Origin of the sequence: Microbacterium sp. 1262, assembly GCF_040544895.1 — a bacterium.
Lineage (GTDB): Bacteria > Actinomycetota > Actinomycetes > Actinomycetales > Microbacteriaceae > Microbacterium > Microbacterium plantarum.
The window spans coordinates 1339132-1355574 of sequence record NZ_JBEPKU010000001.1 but is presented as its reverse complement, the minus strand read 5'-3'; the positions used below and the strand labels follow the sequence as shown (position 1 = coordinate 1355574).

General features: G+C 69.2%; 16 protein-coding genes. 13 read left to right on the top strand and 3 right to left on the bottom strand.

Features of this window, described 5'->3' with window-relative positions; genetic code table 11:
• Nucleotides 1-41: 41 nt before the first annotated feature.
• From thrS to ABIC53_RS06455, 3 genes are all read left to right on the top strand, one after another.
• Entirely contained in the window at nucleotides 42-2078 is a 2037-nt protein-coding gene (gene thrS, locus ABIC53_RS06465; protein ID WP_274177704.1) for a threonine--tRNA ligase, read from the top strand.
• Nucleotides 2075-2632 (top strand): HIT family protein, encoded by a 558-nt coding sequence (locus ABIC53_RS06460; RefSeq protein ID WP_282502424.1) that lies wholly within the window; start codon nucleotides 2075-2077, stop codon nucleotides 2630-2632. Before thrS ends, ABIC53_RS06460 begins: the two co-directional genes overlap by 4 nt.
• 89 nt (nucleotides 2633-2721) lie before the next feature.
• Nucleotides 2722-3291: a hypothetical protein gene (locus ABIC53_RS06455; protein WP_354450797.1), complete on the top strand. Its 570-nt coding sequence runs from the start codon at nucleotides 2722-2724 to the stop codon at nucleotides 3289-3291.
• Between the two features lie 9 nt (nucleotides 3292-3300).
• On the opposite strand, the gene pdxY is transcribed toward ABIC53_RS06455, so the two are convergent.
• The gene (pdxY, locus tag ABIC53_RS06450; RefSeq protein WP_282502427.1) at nucleotides 3301-4152 is read right to left on the bottom strand and encodes a pyridoxal kinase PdxY; all 852 of its coding nucleotides are present in this window, start codon (nucleotides 4150-4152) and stop codon (nucleotides 3301-3303) included.
• A gap of 4 nt (nucleotides 4153-4156) precedes the next feature.
• The gene (locus ABIC53_RS06445) at nucleotides 4157-5485 is read right to left on the bottom strand and encodes an aminotransferase class I/II-fold pyridoxal phosphate-dependent enzyme (RefSeq protein ID WP_274177707.1); all 1329 of its coding nucleotides are present in this window, start codon (nucleotides 5483-5485) and stop codon (nucleotides 4157-4159) included.
• Nucleotides 5486-5571: 86 nt separating this feature from the next.
• Between ABIC53_RS06445 and pdxS the strand changes: the two genes are divergently transcribed.
• The 10 genes from pdxS (at nucleotide 5572) to ABIC53_RS06395 (ending at nucleotide 15890) form a co-directional block, all read left to right on the top strand.
• Nucleotides 5572-6468, top strand: a complete 897-nt coding sequence (gene pdxS, locus ABIC53_RS06440) for a pyridoxal 5'-phosphate synthase lyase subunit PdxS (protein ID WP_404568052.1) — start codon at nucleotides 5572-5574, stop codon at nucleotides 6466-6468.
• A gap of 16 nt (nucleotides 6469-6484) precedes the next feature.
• On the top strand, nucleotides 6485-7084 hold the full coding sequence (pdxT, locus tag ABIC53_RS06435; protein WP_274177708.1) for a pyridoxal 5'-phosphate synthase glutaminase subunit PdxT: 600 nt from the start codon (nucleotides 6485-6487) through the stop codon (nucleotides 7082-7084).
• A gap of 10 nt (nucleotides 7085-7094) precedes the next feature.
• Nucleotides 7095-7856 (top strand): YebC/PmpR family DNA-binding transcriptional regulator, encoded by a 762-nt coding sequence (locus ABIC53_RS06430; RefSeq protein ID WP_112614218.1) that lies wholly within the window; start codon nucleotides 7095-7097, stop codon nucleotides 7854-7856.
• Nucleotides 7857-7980: 124 nt separating this feature from the next.
• Nucleotides 7981-8550, top strand: a complete 570-nt coding sequence (ruvC, locus tag ABIC53_RS06425) for a crossover junction endodeoxyribonuclease RuvC (protein ID WP_258524533.1) — start codon at nucleotides 7981-7983, stop codon at nucleotides 8548-8550.
• A gap of 70 nt (nucleotides 8551-8620) precedes the next feature.
• Complete coding sequence (gene ruvA / locus ABIC53_RS06420) at nucleotides 8621-9238, top strand: Holliday junction branch migration protein RuvA (RefSeq protein ID WP_112614222.1); 618 nt, start codon at nucleotides 8621-8623, stop codon at nucleotides 9236-9238.
• On the top strand, nucleotides 9231-10256 hold the full coding sequence (gene ruvB, locus ABIC53_RS06415) for a Holliday junction branch migration DNA helicase RuvB (protein ID WP_112614224.1): 1026 nt from the start codon (nucleotides 9231-9233) through the stop codon (nucleotides 10254-10256). Before ruvA ends, ruvB begins: the two co-directional genes overlap by 8 nt.
• Before the next feature lie 58 nt (nucleotides 10257-10314).
• Entirely contained in the window at nucleotides 10315-10839 is a 525-nt protein-coding gene (locus tag ABIC53_RS06410) for a preprotein translocase subunit YajC (RefSeq protein ID WP_348997236.1), read from the top strand.
• 44 nt (nucleotides 10840-10883) lie between these two features.
• Entirely contained in the window at nucleotides 10884-12599 is a 1716-nt protein-coding gene (gene secD / locus ABIC53_RS06405) for a protein translocase subunit SecD (RefSeq protein ID WP_282502429.1), read from the top strand.
• The gene (gene secF / locus ABIC53_RS06400) at nucleotides 12599-13588 is read left to right on the top strand and encodes a protein translocase subunit SecF (RefSeq protein WP_112614262.1); all 990 of its coding nucleotides are present in this window, start codon (nucleotides 12599-12601) and stop codon (nucleotides 13586-13588) included. The genes secD and secF overlap by 1 nt, the downstream gene beginning before the upstream one ends.
• A gap of 49 nt (nucleotides 13589-13637) precedes the next feature.
• Complete coding sequence (locus ABIC53_RS06395; protein ID WP_112614264.1) at nucleotides 13638-15890, top strand: RelA/SpoT family protein; 2253 nt, start codon at nucleotides 13638-13640, stop codon at nucleotides 15888-15890.
• On the opposite strand, the gene ABIC53_RS06390 is transcribed toward ABIC53_RS06395, so the two are convergent.
• Nucleotides 15877-16431: an SAM-dependent methyltransferase gene (locus ABIC53_RS06390; RefSeq protein WP_282502431.1), complete on the bottom strand. Its 555-nt coding sequence runs from the start codon at nucleotides 16429-16431 to the stop codon at nucleotides 15877-15879. The genes ABIC53_RS06395 and ABIC53_RS06390 overlap by 14 nt on opposite strands.
• Nucleotides 16432-16443 lie beyond the last annotated feature (12 nt).

The window sequence follows — 16443 nt, the reverse complement described above, 5'->3', positions numbered from 1 at the left end:
TGAGTAGCCTTGATCCGAGCCACCCATCTGGAGATGTTCCCTTGACTGACGTCGTTTCCCCGTCGGACGTGTCGTACCCCGCCGACGGCTTCGCCCTCTTCCCCGACCGCTCCGTCGTCGCTCTGCGCGTCAACGGCGATCTGAAGGACCTCGCGACGGTCGTCGCCGAGACGGATGCCGTCGAGCCGGTGACCGTATCGAGCCCCGACGGTCTCGCGATCCTCCGCCACTCGACGGCGCACGTGCTGGCCCAGGCCGTGCAGCGCATCCGGCCGCAGTCGAACCTCGGAATCGGACCGCCCATCGAGGACGGCTTCTACTACGACTTCGGCGTCGATGAGCCCTTCACTCCGGAGGACCTCAAGTCGATCAAGAAGGAGATGGAGCGCATCGTCCGCGAGAACCAGCGGTTCGTCCGCCGGGTCGTCACCGCTGACGAGGCGCGCGCCGAGCTCGCCGACGAGCCCTTCAAGCTCGAGCTCGTAGACCTCGCCGGCGGCCCCGGGTCGGGCGCTGACGCGGCAGAGGGGGCGTCGGCCGAGATCGGCGCCGGTGAGCTGACGATCTACGACAACGTCACCCGCGACGGGGAGACCGCCTGGAAGGATCTCTGCCGCGGACCGCACGTGCCCGGCACCCGTATGGTCGGCAACGGCTGGGACCTGACCCGGGTGGCGGCCGCCTACTGGCGCGGCAGCGAGAAGAACCCGCAGCTGCAGCGCATCTACGGCACCGCCTGGCCGTCGAAGGACGAACTGCGCGCGTACCAGGAACGCCTCGCCGAGGCGGCCCGCCGCGATCACCGCAAGCTCGGCGTCGAGCTCGACCTGTTCTCGTTCCCCGACGAGATCGGCCCCGGCCTATCGGTGTTCCACCCCAAGGGCGGCATCATCCGCTACGAGATCGAGCGCTACATGCGCGAGCAGCTGCTCGCGAACGACTACGAGGTCGTGAACACGCCGCACATCACCAAGGGCGATCTGTTCATGACGAGCGGCCACCTGCAGTGGTATGCCGACGGCATGTACCCGCCCATGAAGCTCGATGAGACCGTCGACGCCGAGGGCAACGTGACGCGGCAGGGGCAGGAGTACTACCTCAAGCCGATGAACTGCCCGTTCCACAACCTGATCTTCCGCTCGCGCGGACGCAGCTACCGCGAGCTGCCGCTGCGGCTCAGCGAGTTCGGGTCTGTCTACCGCTACGAGAAGAGCGGCACGCTGTCCGGGCTCACCCGCGTGCGCGGCATGACCCAGGACGACACTCACATCTACGTCACCCCCGACCAGGTCGAGGACGAGCTCGTGCGGAGCCTCGAGTTCGTGCTGCAGACTCTGCGCGACTACGGACTCAACGACTTCTACCTCGAGCTGTCGACGAAGGAGGAGGGCAACCCGAAGTTCATCGGCGACGACTCCCTCTGGCAGCAGGCGACCGAGACGCTCCGGCGTGTTGCCGAGGGGTCGGGTCTCGAGCTCGTTCCGGATCCCGGCGGCGCGGCGTTCTACGGCCCGAAGATCTCGGTGCAGGCCCGCGATGCGATCGGCCGCACCTGGCAGATGTCAACCATCCAGCTCGATTTCAATCAGCCCGAGCGTTTCGAACTCGAGTACACCGGCCCTGACGGCGAGAAGCACCGCCCGGTGATGATCCACCGTGCTCTGTTCGGGTCGATCGAGCGCTTCTTCGCGATCCTGCTCGAGCACTACGCGGGTGCCTTCCCGGTCTGGCTCGCGCCCGTGCAGGTCGTCGGCATCCCCGTCGCCGACGACTACGCGCCGTACCTGCAGGAGATCGTCTCGCGTCTGCGCAAGGCCGGCGTCCGTGCCGAGCTCGACCGCTCCGATGACCGGATGCAGAAGAAGATCCGCACCCACACCACGCAGAAGGTTCCGCTGCAGCTCATCGCGGGCGAACAGGACCGCGCCGGAGGCACGGTCTCGTTCCGCTTCCGCGACGGATCGCAGACCAACGGCGTCGCCGTGGACGAAGCCGTCGAGCGCATCCTGGCGGCCATCGCGAACCGCACGCTCGTCGACACGGCGGAGCACCTGGACGCTGCGGGACAGCTCGCGTGACCGGCTCGTCGGACACCCCGCGCCCGGTCGAGGACGCCGCGCACCTGGCCGGGGTGCCCGACGAGTTCCAGCGGCTGTGGACTCCGCACCGGATGGCGTACATCCAGGCCGGTCCCGAGCCGCTGCGCGACGAGTGCCCCTTCTGTGCGGCGCCCGGCAAGTCGGATGCCGACGGCCTCATCGTCGCGCGGGGGCGCACCGCCTACGTGCTGCTGAACCTCTTCCCGTACAACTCGGGTCACCTGCTGGTGTGCCCGTACCGGCACATCCCGACGTACGACCTCGCGACCGCTGAGGAGGTGGCCGAGATCGGCGCGCTGACGCAGACGGCCATGCGCGTGCTGCGGGAGGTGTCGCGGTGCGACGGTTTCAACCTCGGAATGAATCAGGGCGCGGTCGCGGGCGCCGGCGTCGACGGGCACCTGCACCAGCACGTCGTGCCCCGGTGGGCGACCGACGCGAACTTCTTCCCGATCATCGCGAAGACGAAGGCACTCCCGCAGCTGCTCGGCGAGGTCCGCGAAGCGGTCGCGGGCGCCTGGCCGACCGACTGACCAGTCCTTCCTCGTGCTCGACCCCGAGCGCAAGCCCCGCCGTGGGGCGCCGCGGGGACGATAACCTGAGCGCTCCCTGAGGAGGTACCATGTCGATCACCGCCCGTCCCCGTACCGCGACCCTCGCCGCACTGGCCGTCCTGGGCGTGGTCGCCCTGGCGGGGTGCACGCCCGCGAGTGATGCGGGCTCTTCGGAGGGGACTCCGACTCCGGCTCCGACGGCGTCCGCGCAGGAGGAGAGCTCGGCTGCGACCCCCGACGCGGGCGACGCTATGGCCGAGCGCGACGCCTTCATCGCGGAGCAGCAGCAGCCGGTGGGACAGCCCACGCTGACCGCGAAGACGCCCGCGCAGCAGGAGCTCGTCGCACAGCAGCGCGCGCACCTCGAGGCGAACGGCGGACAGTGGTCCGAGCAGGCCGAGACCGTGACGCTCGCCCTTGCCCTGGACGCGTGCGAGACCTCCATCCTCAACGGGCACCAGGTCGACGAGAACGTGTTCCAGATGCACGTCACGTCGTCGCCGCTCATCCAGAGCCTCGCCGTCGACGACGCGTCGCGCGAGGGCGCCGTGAGCATCATGGTCTTCGGCACGCGGTTCCTCTGCCCGGACGACGCTCCGCAGTGGGAGCAGGCGTGGACGGAGTCCGGCGGACAGTAGTGACGCCGGTCAGCGCACCTGCTCGACCGTGAACTGCATCCGCGGGTGCGCGTAGGCCTCCTGGCTCTCGACGAGCTGGAGTTCGCGCTCGCCCGACTCGTGCGTACGCGTGAGCAGGTCGAACACGCTCGAGGTCGTGCGCGCCAGCGCCTCGGCTGCGGAGCCGGTGCTGCGGTAGTGAGCGGTGAACAGGGCCGCCGTCACATCGCCGGATCCGTTCGCCTTCATGGGAATGTGGGGCGTGCGGACGATCCAAGCCCCGGCGTCGTCCGCGGCGAGCATCTCGATCGTGCCTTCGGGTCGGTCCGGGCGCTCGACGCTCGTCACGAGCACGGTGCGCGGACCCATCGCGCGGGCGGCGTCGACGGATGCGAGAGTCGAGTCGAGATCGGTCGGCTCGGTCTCGGTCAGGAAGCCGAGCTCGAACTGGTTCGGGGTGATGATGTCTGCGGCCGGCACGACGCGCTCGCGGAGCAGGATCGGGATCGCGGGCGCCACGAAGCACCCGGACTTCGCGTTGCCCATGACGGGGTCGCACGCGTACACCGCATCCGGGTTCGCGGCCTTGACACGCGCGACGGTCTCGAGGATGACGTCGGCGATGCCCTCGCCCCCCTGGTAGCCCGACAGGACGACGTCGATCTGCGGGAAGGCGCCGCGATCCTCGACACCCGCGATGACGGCGCGGACGTCGTCCGGGCTGATCATCGGGCCACCCCAGGCGCCGTACCCGGTGTGGTTGGAGAAGTTCACCGTGTAGACCGGCATGACCTCCACGCCGATGCGCTGCAGCGGGAACACCGCGGCGGAGTTGCCGACGTGTCCGTATGCGACGGCCGACTGGATCGAGAGCACCTTCATGGGGTCATGCCTTTCGAGAGGGGAGGGCGGATGCGACGAGGTCGCGCGTGAGCAGTGCGGCGTCGGCGTCGTTCAGGTCGTGCACGGTCAGCCGCAGGTGGCGCGAGGGTGCATCGTCGGCCAGCCGGAATTCGTCGCCGGTGCGCGCGAGCCAGCCCCGGCGCATCAGGGCGTCGGCGACGGAGCGGGCGGTGCCGGGTACCTCGACCCAGAGACTGAGTCCGTCACCGGGTGCGCAGGGGAGGCCCGCGCGCGTCAGCTCGGCTGCGAAGGCGCTGTTGCGGTCGGCGTAGTGAGCCCGAGCGGCGGCGATCGTGCCGGCGGCGGTGTCGTCCGAGACGAGAGCGTGTGTAAGGCGCTGCAGCAGGTGGCTGACCCATGTGGTGCCCGAGCCGAGGCGCAGGGCCAGGCGTTCCGCGGTCGTGGGGTCGGATGCCGTGACCGCGAGGCACATGTCCGGTCCGAGGAACTTCGACACCGAGCGCACCCGTGCCCAGCGTTCGTGCTGGTCGCCGATGACCGAGCGGTACGGCTGGGTCGACAGGAGGGAGAAGTGGTCGTCCTCGATGACGAGGACGAACGGATGATCGGCCAGTACCGCGCGCAGGGCTGCCGCGCGCTCGGCCGACAGGCTCGCACCGGTGGGATTCTGCGCTCGCGGGGTGATGACGACGGCGCGGGCGCCCGCATCCAGGGCTGCTCGCAGTCCATCGACCGTCATGCCCTCGTTGTCAACGGGCACCGGGATCGCGCGGTAGCCGGCGAGGCGCACCGTGTGGATGCTCGCGAGGAAGCACGGGTCTTCGAGGGCAACCGCGTCGTCGCGGGTGAGAGCCTGCGCCAGGAGGCGCTCGACGGCGTCGACGGCGCCACCGGTGACGGTGAGGTGGATGTCGGCATCCGCTGCCGTGTCAGCGGCGAACCAGTTCCTGGCCCAGGCTGCGAGACCGGCGTCGATGACCGGCTCGCCGTACAGGACGGGGCGTCCGGCGACTCGGCCGAGCACGCCGCGCGGATCGGGGATGAGAGCAGGATCCGGATTTCCGGACCCGACGTCGCGCAGCACCGTGTCGGCGGCCACGCCCTCGGCGGCGACGGGGGAGACCTCGGCGATTCGCGTTCCGCCGCGGCCGCGGGCCACGACGACGCCGGCCTGCGCGAGGAGCCGGTAGGCGGCGACCACGGTGTTCCGGTTGACGCCGAGCTGCTCCGCCAGGGCGCGCACCGGTGGCAGCGCGTCGTCCGCGCGCAGGGCGCCTCGCTCGAGCAGCATCCGGACGCTGTCGGCGATCTCACCCGCCGTGTGTCCGGTGATCGTGTCACGGGAAGTCATCGGGACGATCTTATGTCGGATGCCATGCTACTTTTTGGCCTAGGCCGAACTGCATCCCGAAAAGACGGCCGGATCGGAGCCCCATCGTGTCGAACGACCAGACCGTCACCGGATCATCGCGCGTCAAGCGCGGCCTCGCAGAGATGCTGAAGGGCGGCGTCATCATGGACGTCGTCACCGCCGATCAGGCACGGGTCGCGGAGGATGCCGGCGCCGTGGCCGTCATGGCGCTCGAGCGCGTCCCCGCCGACATCCGCGCCCAGGGCGGGGTGGCGCGCATGAGCGACCCCGACCTGATCGACGAGATCATCGCGTCGGTGTCGATCCCCGTGATGGCGAAGGCGCGCATCGGGCACTTCGTCGAAGCGCGCGTGCTCCAGGAGCTCGGTGTGGACTACATCGACGAGTCCGAAGTGCTGTCGCCGGCCGACTACACGCACCACATCGACAAGTGGGGCTTCACCGTCCCGTTCGTGTGCGGTGCCACAAACCTCGGCGAGGCTCTGCGTCGCATCACGGAGGGGGCCGCGATGATCCGCTCCAAGGGCGAGGCCGGCACGGGCGACGTCTCGGAGGCGACGCGCCACATCCGCACGATCACCGCCGAGATCCGTGCTCTGCAGGCGAAGAGCCCCGACGAGCTGTACGTCGCGGCGAAGGAGCTCCAGGCGCCGTACGACCTCGTCGCCGAGGTCGCAGCCACCGGCACCCTGCCGGTCGTGCTCTTCACCGCGGGCGGTGTCGCCACCCCTGCCGACGCCGCGATGATGATGCAGCTCGGCGCGGACGGCGTCTTCGTGGGTTCCGGCATCTTCAAATCGGGCGACCCCGCTCGCCGTGCCGCGGCCATCGTGAAGGCGACCACCTTCCACGATGACGCCGCCGTCGTCGCCGAGGCCTCGCGCGGACTCGGCGAGGCGATGGTCGGCATCAACGTCTCCGATCTGCCTGCCCCGCACCGTCTCGCCGACCGCGGCTGGTGAGTCGGTGGACGAAGGGATGCCGCCGCACGTCGGAGTCCTCGCCCTGCAGGGAGACGTCCGCGAACACCTGCGCGTGCTCACGGAGCTCGGCGCGACGGCATCCCTCGTCCGTCGTCCCGGCGACCTGGCGGCGGTACACGGTCTCGTCCTGCCGGGCGGTGAGTCGAGCGTCATCGACAAGCTGGCACGCGCGTTCGGGATGCAGCAGCCCATCCGCGACGCGATCGCCGCGGGCCTCCCCGTCTACGGCACCTGCGCCGGGCTCATCCTGCTCGCCGACCGCCTCGACGGGGCCATCGCGGGTCAGGAGACCTTCGGCGGGCTCGACGTGACCGTGCGGCGGAACGCCTTCGGCGGTCAGACCGAATCGTTCGAGACGGCGCTCGCCGTCGCGGGCTGGGACCCACCCGTCCACGCGGCGTTCATCCGAGCGCCCCTCGTCACCGAGCTCGGGCCGCAGGTGCGGTCGCTCGCGACCCTGCCGGATGGCGGGGTGGTCGCGGTCGAGCAGGGTCGTCTGCTCGCGACGGCCTTCCACCCGGAGGTCTCAGGCGAGCGCCGCTTCCACGAGAGGTTCCTCGTGCACGTCCGCGAGGCGAGCGCATCCGCCCGGTAAGATCGAGCGCATGTCCGGTCACTCCAAATGGGCCACGACCAAGCACAAGAAAGCCGTCGTCGACGCGCGCCGTGCCAAGTCGTGGGCCAAGCTCATCAAGAACATCGAGGTCGCTGCCAAGCTCGGCGGCCCCGATCTGCAGGGCAACCCCACGCTCTTCGACGCCGTCCTGAAGGCCAAGAAGACCTCGGTCCCGAAAGACAACATCGACCGCGCGATCAAGCGCGGCGCCGGTATCGGCGGCGAGGCCGTCGAGTACTCCTCGATCATGTACGAGGGCTACGGACCGAACGGCGTCGCGTTCCTCATCGAGTGTCTGACCGACAACAAGAACCGCGCCGCGGCCGAAGTCCGCACCGCTCTCAGCCGTAACGGCGGAACGCTGGCCGACCCGGGCAGCGTCGCTTACAACTTCAGCCGCAAAGGCGTCATCGTCGTCCCGTCCGAGGGCACGACCGAAGACGACGTCATGCTCGCGGTCCTCGAAGCGGGGGCGGAAGAGGTCGAGCCGCACGGCGACGGCTTCGGCGTCATCACCGAGGCCTCCGACCTCGTGTCGGTGCGCAGCGCCCTGCAGGACGCCGGCATCGAGTACGACTCCGCCGACGTCGAGTTCGTCCCCTCGCTCAAGGTGGAGGTCGACGCCGACACCGCCCGCAAGGTGTTCCGTCTCATCGACGCCCTCGAGGACAGCGACGACGTGCAGAACGTCTACACGAACTTCGACCTCACCCCCGAGGTGCAGGCCGAGCTCGAGAGCGACGACGAGTAACAGTCCGAGCATCGCTCGCAGTTCCCGGCATCCCGCGCAGCCCATTTCGCGTCGGATGCCGGGAACTGCGCGTTTCGCGGGTTGTCGCCGCTCCGCTCGGCTGCGGCAGACGTAGCGTGGGGGAGTGACCTCTCTGCGCGTGCTCGGTGTCGATCCCGGGCTCACCCGATGCGGAGTCGGCGTCGTCGACGTCGCCCGCGATCGATCCGCCGCCCTCGTGCATGTCGGGGTTGTCCGATCCGACGTCGAGCTGCCGATCGAGCGGCGGCTCGCGACGATCGCAGCGGGCCTGCGCGCGGTCATCGCAGAGCACCAGCCTCACGTCGTCGCCGTCGAGCGGGTCTTCGCTCAGCACAACCGGAGCACCGTCATGGGGACGGCGCAGGCGAGCGGCATCGCGCTGCTCGTCGCCGCGGAGAGCGGCCTCGATGCCGCGACCCACACGCCCTCCGAGGTCAAGGCGGCGATCACCGGCTACGGCTCGGCGGAGAAGCTGCAGGTGCAGACGATGGTCGCCCGCGTGCTGCGCCTGGACTCGCTGCCCCAGCCCGCGGATGCCGCTGATGCGCTGGCCCTCGCGATCTGCCATGCGTGGCGACGCGGTGTCGGCGGCCCGGCGTCGTCGTCCGGCACAGCGGCGCTCACTCCGGCGCAGCGGGCGTGGGCGGACGCCGAGCGCCTGGCCCGGCGCTGACGCTCCCACCCGGTGGTGAGCGACGCGTGTCGCTCGAACATACCTGCGAAGCGGCGCCTAGGCTCGGATCATGATCTCCTCCCTGCGCGGCAGCGTGCTGCACCTCGAGTCCGACAGCGTCGTCATCGACGTCGGCGGGGTCGGGTTCTCGGTCGCCGTGACCCCCGACATCCCGCGCTCGTTCCACGTCGGCGATGAGATCGTGCTGCACACGAACCTCGTCGTCCGCGAAGACGCGCTCTCGCTGTTCGGTTTCGAGACGCGCGAGCAGCTCGGAGTCTTCCTGCTGCTCATCGGCGTGACCGGTGTCGGACCGAAGTCGGCTCTCGGCGTGCTGTCGGCACTGAGCGTCGCCCAGATCGCCGAGGCGGTCACCGCCGAAGACGACGCCCCGTTCCGACGGGTGTCGGGCATCGGGCCCAAGACCGCGAAGCTCATCGTGGTACAGCTGGCGGGCAAGCTGCAGGCGGTGCCGTCTGCTCAGCCGGCGTCCGCTCCCTCGGGGGGAGGGACGCTCGTGGGTCAGGTCGTCGCAGCGCTCGTGGCTCTGGGGTGGAGCGAACGCGTGGCCGCGGATGCCGTCGCGCAGGTCACGGCGGATGCTGCGGCCCCCGCGACCGTGCCCGCTCTGCTGAAGCTCGCGCTCGCGCAGCTCGGGCCGGCGCGACCGGAGCAGACCGGTGTCTGACGCGCACGAGCTCGCCGCCGACGAGACCGAACTGGCCGTCGAGGGGGCACTACGGCCGACCTCGCTCGCGGAGTTCGTCGGACAGCAGAAGGTGCGCGGGCAGCTCGAGCTGCTTCTGCAGGCGGCCGCGATGCAGGACCGTCCAGCCGACCACATCCTGCTGTCGGGACCTCCCGGTCTCGGGAAGACGACGCTCGCGATGATCGTCGCCCACGAGAGCGGCCGGCCGCTGCGGATGTCGAGCGGCCCGGCGATCCAGCACGCGGGCGATCTCGCGGCGCTGCTGTCGAGCCTCGTGCCCGGCGAGGTGCTCTTCATCGACGAGATCCACCGTATGGCGCGCTCGGCGGAGGAGATGCTGTACCTCGCGATGGAGGACTTCCGCATCGACATCATGGTCGGCAAGGGTGCCGGTGCCACCAGCATCCCTCTCGAGCTGGCCCCGTTCACCCTCGTCGGCGCAACGACCCGGTCGGGCCTCCTGCCCAACCCGCTTCGCGACCGGTTCGGGTTCACCGCGCACATGGAGTACTACGAGCCGGAGGAGCTCGAACGCGTGATCCAGCGGTCCGCGAGCGTCCTCGCCGTCGACGTCCCGGCCGTCGCACGGGCTGAGATCGCGCGCCGCTCCCGCGGCACACCGCGCATCGCGAACCGCCTGCTGCGCCGCGTCCGAGACTTCGTCGTGGTGCACGGTGACACGGCGGCGGGTGCGACGGAGGCGGATGTCGCGGCCGCGCTCGAGCTGTACGACGTCGACGCTATCGGCCTCGATCGGCTCGACCGTGCCGTGCTCGACGCACTCGTGCGCCGATTCGGCGGTGGGCCCGTCGGGCTCAACACCCTCGCGGTCACGGTCGGGGAGGAAGCGGAGACGATCGAGTCGGTCGTCGAGCCGTACCTCGTCCGCATCGGGTTCGTGGGCCGGTCGCCGCGCGGCCGCGTCGCGATGCCCTCGGCCTACCGCCACCTGGGCGTTCCCCGCGCCGACGGGGCGCTCGAGATCGATGACCTATAATCGCTGAAGGCTTCTCGCCGACGAATCCCGAGGGTGCGCATTCTTCGCGTGCCTACCCGTGAAAGGTGCTCCCACCTCCATGCTCTTCTTCGCCACCACTCCGGCCGACGCCCCTCCCGCGAACCCGGCGGTGCAGTTCTTCGCCGAGTACGGTCTGCTGATCATCCTCGCGCTGCTCATCGTCTTCATGTTCTGGAGCCAGCGCCGTCGCGCGCAGCGGATGAAGGCGGAGCAGGCGGAGAAGTCCCGCCAGCTGCTTCCCGGAGCGAAGGTGCTGCTGCAGGGCGGCTTCTACGGCACGATCGTCGAGTACGACGGCGAGGACCTCTCGAAGTCGGCTCGTGTCGAGCTCGCGCCCGGCGTCGAGGTCGAGGTGCACAGCCAGGCGATCCTGCGGGTGGTCGACCCCGCAGAGGGAACGCTCACCGAGGACGAGTACATCGAGGCCGAAGAGCACCACGACGAGTACGTCGCCGATGTCGAGCAGGGTCTGATCACCTCGGTCAGCGACGACGCCGCGCGTGATCGCGCCGACGCCGCCTCCGAGGGCGCGGTCGACCGCGACGACAAGCCCCGCGCCTGATCCGCCGCTGACCCGGCGCTCGCTCGACGAAAGCTGACCTCCCCGTGGCGACTTCCACACCTGTGCGCCGTGCCTGGCGCGCGCTGACCGGACTCGTGGTCCTGACGGCGCTCCTGTTCGGTATCAACGCGCTCGGCGTCTATGTGTTCAAGGCGAGTTCGTGGGCTCCGGAGCTCGCACTCGACCTCCAGGGCGGGACGCAGATCATCCTCGAGGCGCAGTCCGACGGGGCGGCGCCCTCGAGCGAGCAGATGCAGCAGGCGGCGTCCATCATCCGACAGCGCGTCGACGCATCCGGCCTGGTCGAGGCCGACATCGCCACGCAGGCCGGCAACCAGATCGTCGTTCAGCTTCCGGGCGAGGTCGATGACGAGACCCGTGAGCGTATCGACGCCTCGGCCCAGCTGCAGTTGCGCGCGGTGCTCTACACCGGCTCACCCGCCACCAGCTTCGTCGGCGACGACGGCAACGAGACGCCGTACCCCACTCCCGATCCCGACCTCCCGGCGACCCCGTCGACGACGCCGTCCAATGGCAGCGACCCGGCGTGGATCACCGAGGCGCTGCAGGCTCAGTTCCTCGCCTACGACTGCGCGAATCCGGCGAACGACCCCGCGGACGCACCGGCCGATCAGCCGCTCGTCACCTGCGACCGCACCGGGACCGCGAAGTACATCCTCGGCCCGGTCGAGCTCGACGGCTCGTCCATCGACAACGCCACGAACGGTCTCGAGCAGAGCACCGGTCGCTGGGCCGTGAACATCACGTTCGATCAGCAGGGCACCGAGACGTTCGGCAAGATCAGCCAGCGACTCTACGGGCAGCAGTCGCCGCTCAACCAGTTCGCCTTCGTGCTCGACGGCGCTGTGCTGTCGGCGCCCTCCATGGATGCCGTCATCCTCACCGGCAAGCCGTCCATCACGGGCACGTTCGACCAGGACAGCTCGAAGGTGCTCGCCGACCAGCTGAAGTTCGGTGCTCTGCCGCTGAGCTTCGAGGTGCAGAGCACCAACACGATCTCCGCGACGCTCGGCTCCCAGCAGCTGCAGATCGGTCTCATCGCCGGCCTCATCGGCCTCGCGCTCGTCGCGGTGTACTCGCTCGTCGTATACCGGGCGCTCGGAACCGTCATCATCGCGTCACTGGTGGTCATGGCCGTGCTCACCTACGCGGCGCTCACGATCCTCGCCTGGCGCATGGGCTTCCGGCTCTCGCTGGCCGGTGTCGCGGGCCTCATCGTGACCATCGGGTTCACCGCAGACTCCTTCATCGTCTACTTCGAACGCATCAGAGACGAGCTGCGCGACGGCAAGTCGATCACGAGCGCGGTCGAGGACGGCTGGTCCCGCGCCAAGCGGACCATCTTCATCTCGAAGTCGATCAACATCCTCGCCGCGGTCGTGCTGTACATCCTGGCCGACTCGACGGTGAAGGGCTTCGCGTTCACCCTCGGGCTCACGACCGCGATCGACATCCTGATCTTCATCCTCTTCACGCATCCCGTGCTGCAGCTGCTCGTGCGCACGCGGTTCTTCGGGTCGGGGCACAGGCTGTCGGGTCTCGACCCGGACGCTCTGGGCGCCGTGTACCGCGGACGGGCGCAGTTCCGCGAGCCGGTCGCCGCGGCGGCGAAGACCTCTGCAGGACGCCGCGCAGCGAAGTCGCGTGGTGAGGCCGAACGGCGACAGACGATCGCGGAGCGCAAGCGTGCTGAACAGGCCGCAGGCGACCAGCGCGATGCGACGGGGGACAAGCACTGATGCGTTTCTTCAATCGGTTCGGCAACGACCTCTACACGGGGAAGCTCTCGTTCCCCTTCGTCGCCCGTCGCACGCTGTGGTTCATCATCGCCGCCGCCCTCGTGCTGGGCTCGGTGCTCGTCCTCGTGGTCAAGCCGCCGCAGTTCTCGATCGAGTTCACGGGCGGATCGCAGTTCACCGTCACGAACGTGTCGAACACCGATCAGCTGCTCGCGACCGACGCGGTGCAGGAGGTCGTGCCCGGCGCGACGACGAAGGTGACGACGATCGGCGAGGACGCTGTGCGCGTGCAGACCGACCAGATGTCCGACGCCGAGACCCGCGACGTCACGGCGCGACTGGCCGAGGCGTACGACGTCCCGGCCGCCGAGGTGAGCTCATCGTTCATCGGGCCGAGCTGGGGCCAGGACGTCACCCGACAGTCGCTGTGGGGCCTGGCGATCTTCCTCGCGCTGACGTTCCTGATCCTGGCGCTGTACTTCCGCACCTGGAAGATGTCCGTCGCCGCCATCATCGGCCTGGTCGACGTGCTCGTCGTGACCGTGGGCGTCTACTCGCTCTTCGGGTTCGAGATCTCTCCCGCGGCGGTCATCGGCTTCCTCACGATCCTGTCCTACTCGCTGTACGACACCACGGTCGTGTTCGACAAGGTCCGCGAGAACACGTTCGAAGACGGCGAGAAGTCGGGGCGGACGTTCGGCGAGTCGGTCAACCTTGCGGCCAACCAGACGCTCGTGCGCTCGATCAACACGACGATCGTTGCGGCCCTTCCGACCGGTGCGATCCTCTTCATCGGTGCGCTCTGGCTGGGTGCTCAGACTCTCACCGACATCTCGCTGTCGATCTTCGTCGGGACGCTCGTCGCCGCCTACTCGACGCTCTTCGTCGCGGTGCCGCTGTTCGCCCTGCTGCGCGAGAACGAGCCCGCCATCAAGGCGAACGACACCCGGGTTCTCGAGTCGCGCGAGCGTGCTTCGGTCGAGGCCTGAGCGCCGCCAGGGCGCGTAGAATCGATGTCTGCATGGCGGAGGTGAGGGTATGACCGAGATCACCCCGCCCCCTGCCCAGAGCTCGCTCCGGCGCCTCGTTCCTCGGATCTTCTCCCGCGCTGCGCCGCGGGAGGGGCTGGAGCAGCTCGTCCGGACGGTGCGCGCACATCACCCCAAGGGCGACATCGCGATCATCGATCGCGCCTATCAGACGGCGTCACGGGCGCACGCGCAGCAGAAGCGTCAGAGCGGCGAGCCGTACATCACGCATCCGCTCGCCGTAGCCCAGATCCTCGCCGAGCTCGGCCTCGGCCCGAGGGCCATTGCAGCCGCGCTGCTCCACGACACCGTAGAGGACACCTCATACGGTCTGGACCAGCTGACGGCGGAGTTCGGCGACGAGGTCGCCATGCTCGTCGACGGCGTCACGAAGCTCGACAAGGTCAAGTACGGCGACGCCGCGCAGGCCGAGACCGTGCGCAAGATGATCGTCGCGATGTCGCGCGACATCCGCGTCCTGCTGATCAAACTGGCCGACCGGCTGCACAACGCGCGTACCTGGGGCTTCGTGCCGCCGGAGAAAGCGGCGAAGAAGGCGACCGAGACCCTCGAGATCTACGCGCCGCTCGCGCACCGGCTGGGTATTCAGGCCATCAAGAGCGAGCTCGAGGATCTCTCCTTCGCGGTCCTGCATCCGAAGCTGTACGCCGAGATCGACAGCCTCGTCACCCAGCGCACCCCGCAGCGCGAGCAGTACCTGCAGACCGTGATCGACGCCGTCGAGACGGATCTCCGTGAGCTCCGCATCCGCGGTCGCGTCATGGGGCGACCGAAGCAGCTCTACTCCGTATACCAGAAGATGGTGGTGCGCGGGCGCGAGTTCGACGACATCTACGACCTCATCGGCATCCGTGTGCTGGTGACGACGGTCCGCGACTGCTACGCCGTGCTCGGCTCGATCCACGCGCGGTGGACGCCTTTGCCCGGGCGGTTCAAGGACTACATCGCGACCCCGAAGTTCAACCTGTATCAGTCGCTCCACACCACCGTGATCGGACCGGGTGGTCGCACGGTCGAGATCCAGATCCGCACCCACGAGATGCACCAGCAGGCCGAGTTCGGTGTCGCGGCGCACTGGAAGTACAAGGAGCGGATGGCGGGCGGCAAGGCCGACGCCAAGGCGATCGACAACGACATGGCGTGGCTCGCGCACATCTCCGACTGGCAGGCCGAGACGGCCGACCCGGGGGAGTTCCTCGACTCGCTCCGATTCGAGATCGGCGCGAAGGAGGTCTACGTCTTCACCCCGAAGGGGCGGGTCATCGGCCTGCCGGCGGGGGCCACCCCGGTCGACTTCGCCTACGCCGTGCACACCGAGATCGGCCACCGCACGATGGGTGCGAAGGTGAACGGGCGTCTCGTGCCGCTCGAGTCGACCCTTTCCAGCGGCGATGTCGTCGAGGTGTTCACCTCGAAGAACCCCGACGCCGGCCCGAGCCAGGATTGGCTGACATTCGTCAAGAGCACGCGGGCCCGCAACAAGATCCGCGGCTGGTTCACGAAGGAGCGGCGCGAAGAGGCCGTCGAGCAGGGCAAGGACGCGATCGCTCGGGCGATGCGACGTCAGAACCTGCCGCTCCAGCGCCTCATGGGGCAGGACGCGTTCACGGAAGTGGCGCACCAGCTGCGCTACGAGGACGTCACTGCGCTCTACGCGGCTGTGGGCGAGGGGCACGTCTCGACGCAGTCGGTGATCGAGAAGGTCACCGCGCTCGTCCGGGCAGAGGAGGACACCTCCACCGGACCGATCCAGCTGCCGGCTGTGGGACGGTCGCGCCAGAAGCGCGACAGCGACTCGGGTGTTCTCGTCCGCGGCGCGCCCGACATCCTCGTGAAGCTCGCGAAGTGCTGCACGCCGGTTCCGGGTGATGAGATCGTCGGCTTCGTCACCCGCGGGAGCGGCGTGTCGGTGCACCGCTCCGACTGCACGAACGTCGAGTCGCTCATGCGCGATCCGGAACGACTTATCGAGGTGTCGTGGGCGCCGACGACGAAGAGTCTCTTCCTGGTCCAGATCCAGGTGGAAGCGCTCGACCGTGCCGGGCTCCTCAGCGACGTCACGCGCGTGCTCAGCGAGCACCACGTCAACATCCTCTCCGCGTCGGTGCAGACCAACAACGATCGGCTCGCACTCAGCAGGTTCGTGTTCGAGATGGGCGACACCGTCCACCTCGACCGCGTGCTGAACGCGGTGCGGCGCATCGACGCGGTCTACGACGTGTACCGCGTCACGTCGTCCTGACCGGCGGGCGCTCCAGCCAGGCCAGGGCCTGCCGTTTGAACGGCAGGGGGCCGCTCGACGCCAACGACCGATGCGCCTCGTCGAGGATGCCGGGGAACGCGGCGATCATCGCGACGGCGCCCGCGCGTGGCGCGTCGCTGGCGGCGGCATCGGCGCGCAACAGGTCGCACAGGGTCCGGACGCGGCTCGACACGGGCATCCCGCCCAGATGCACGGTCTCTCGCGCCGGAAGCTGAAGGTCGCGGTAGTGCAGCCGATGATCGAGCACGTGGTTCCGGCGTCGCTCGGTGCAGCGCTGCACGCTGTGCCGCACCGGGGGGTCGGCGAGCGCGCCGTGGACCCAGGCAGCCGATTCGTGCGTCAGGGCCAGGCCCGGCGCGACGAGGGGGCGCAGCGATGCGGCCCGGATCTCGGGTCCTTCGACGGCGTCCGCAGGCATGAATGCTTCGCCGACCTCGACGACGTCACCGTCGAGGCGTGCAGCAGCCAGCTCGGCCAGGGAGAGCTGGGTACCCGGGGTGTAGACGAACGGCCAGATCATTCCGTCAGTCTG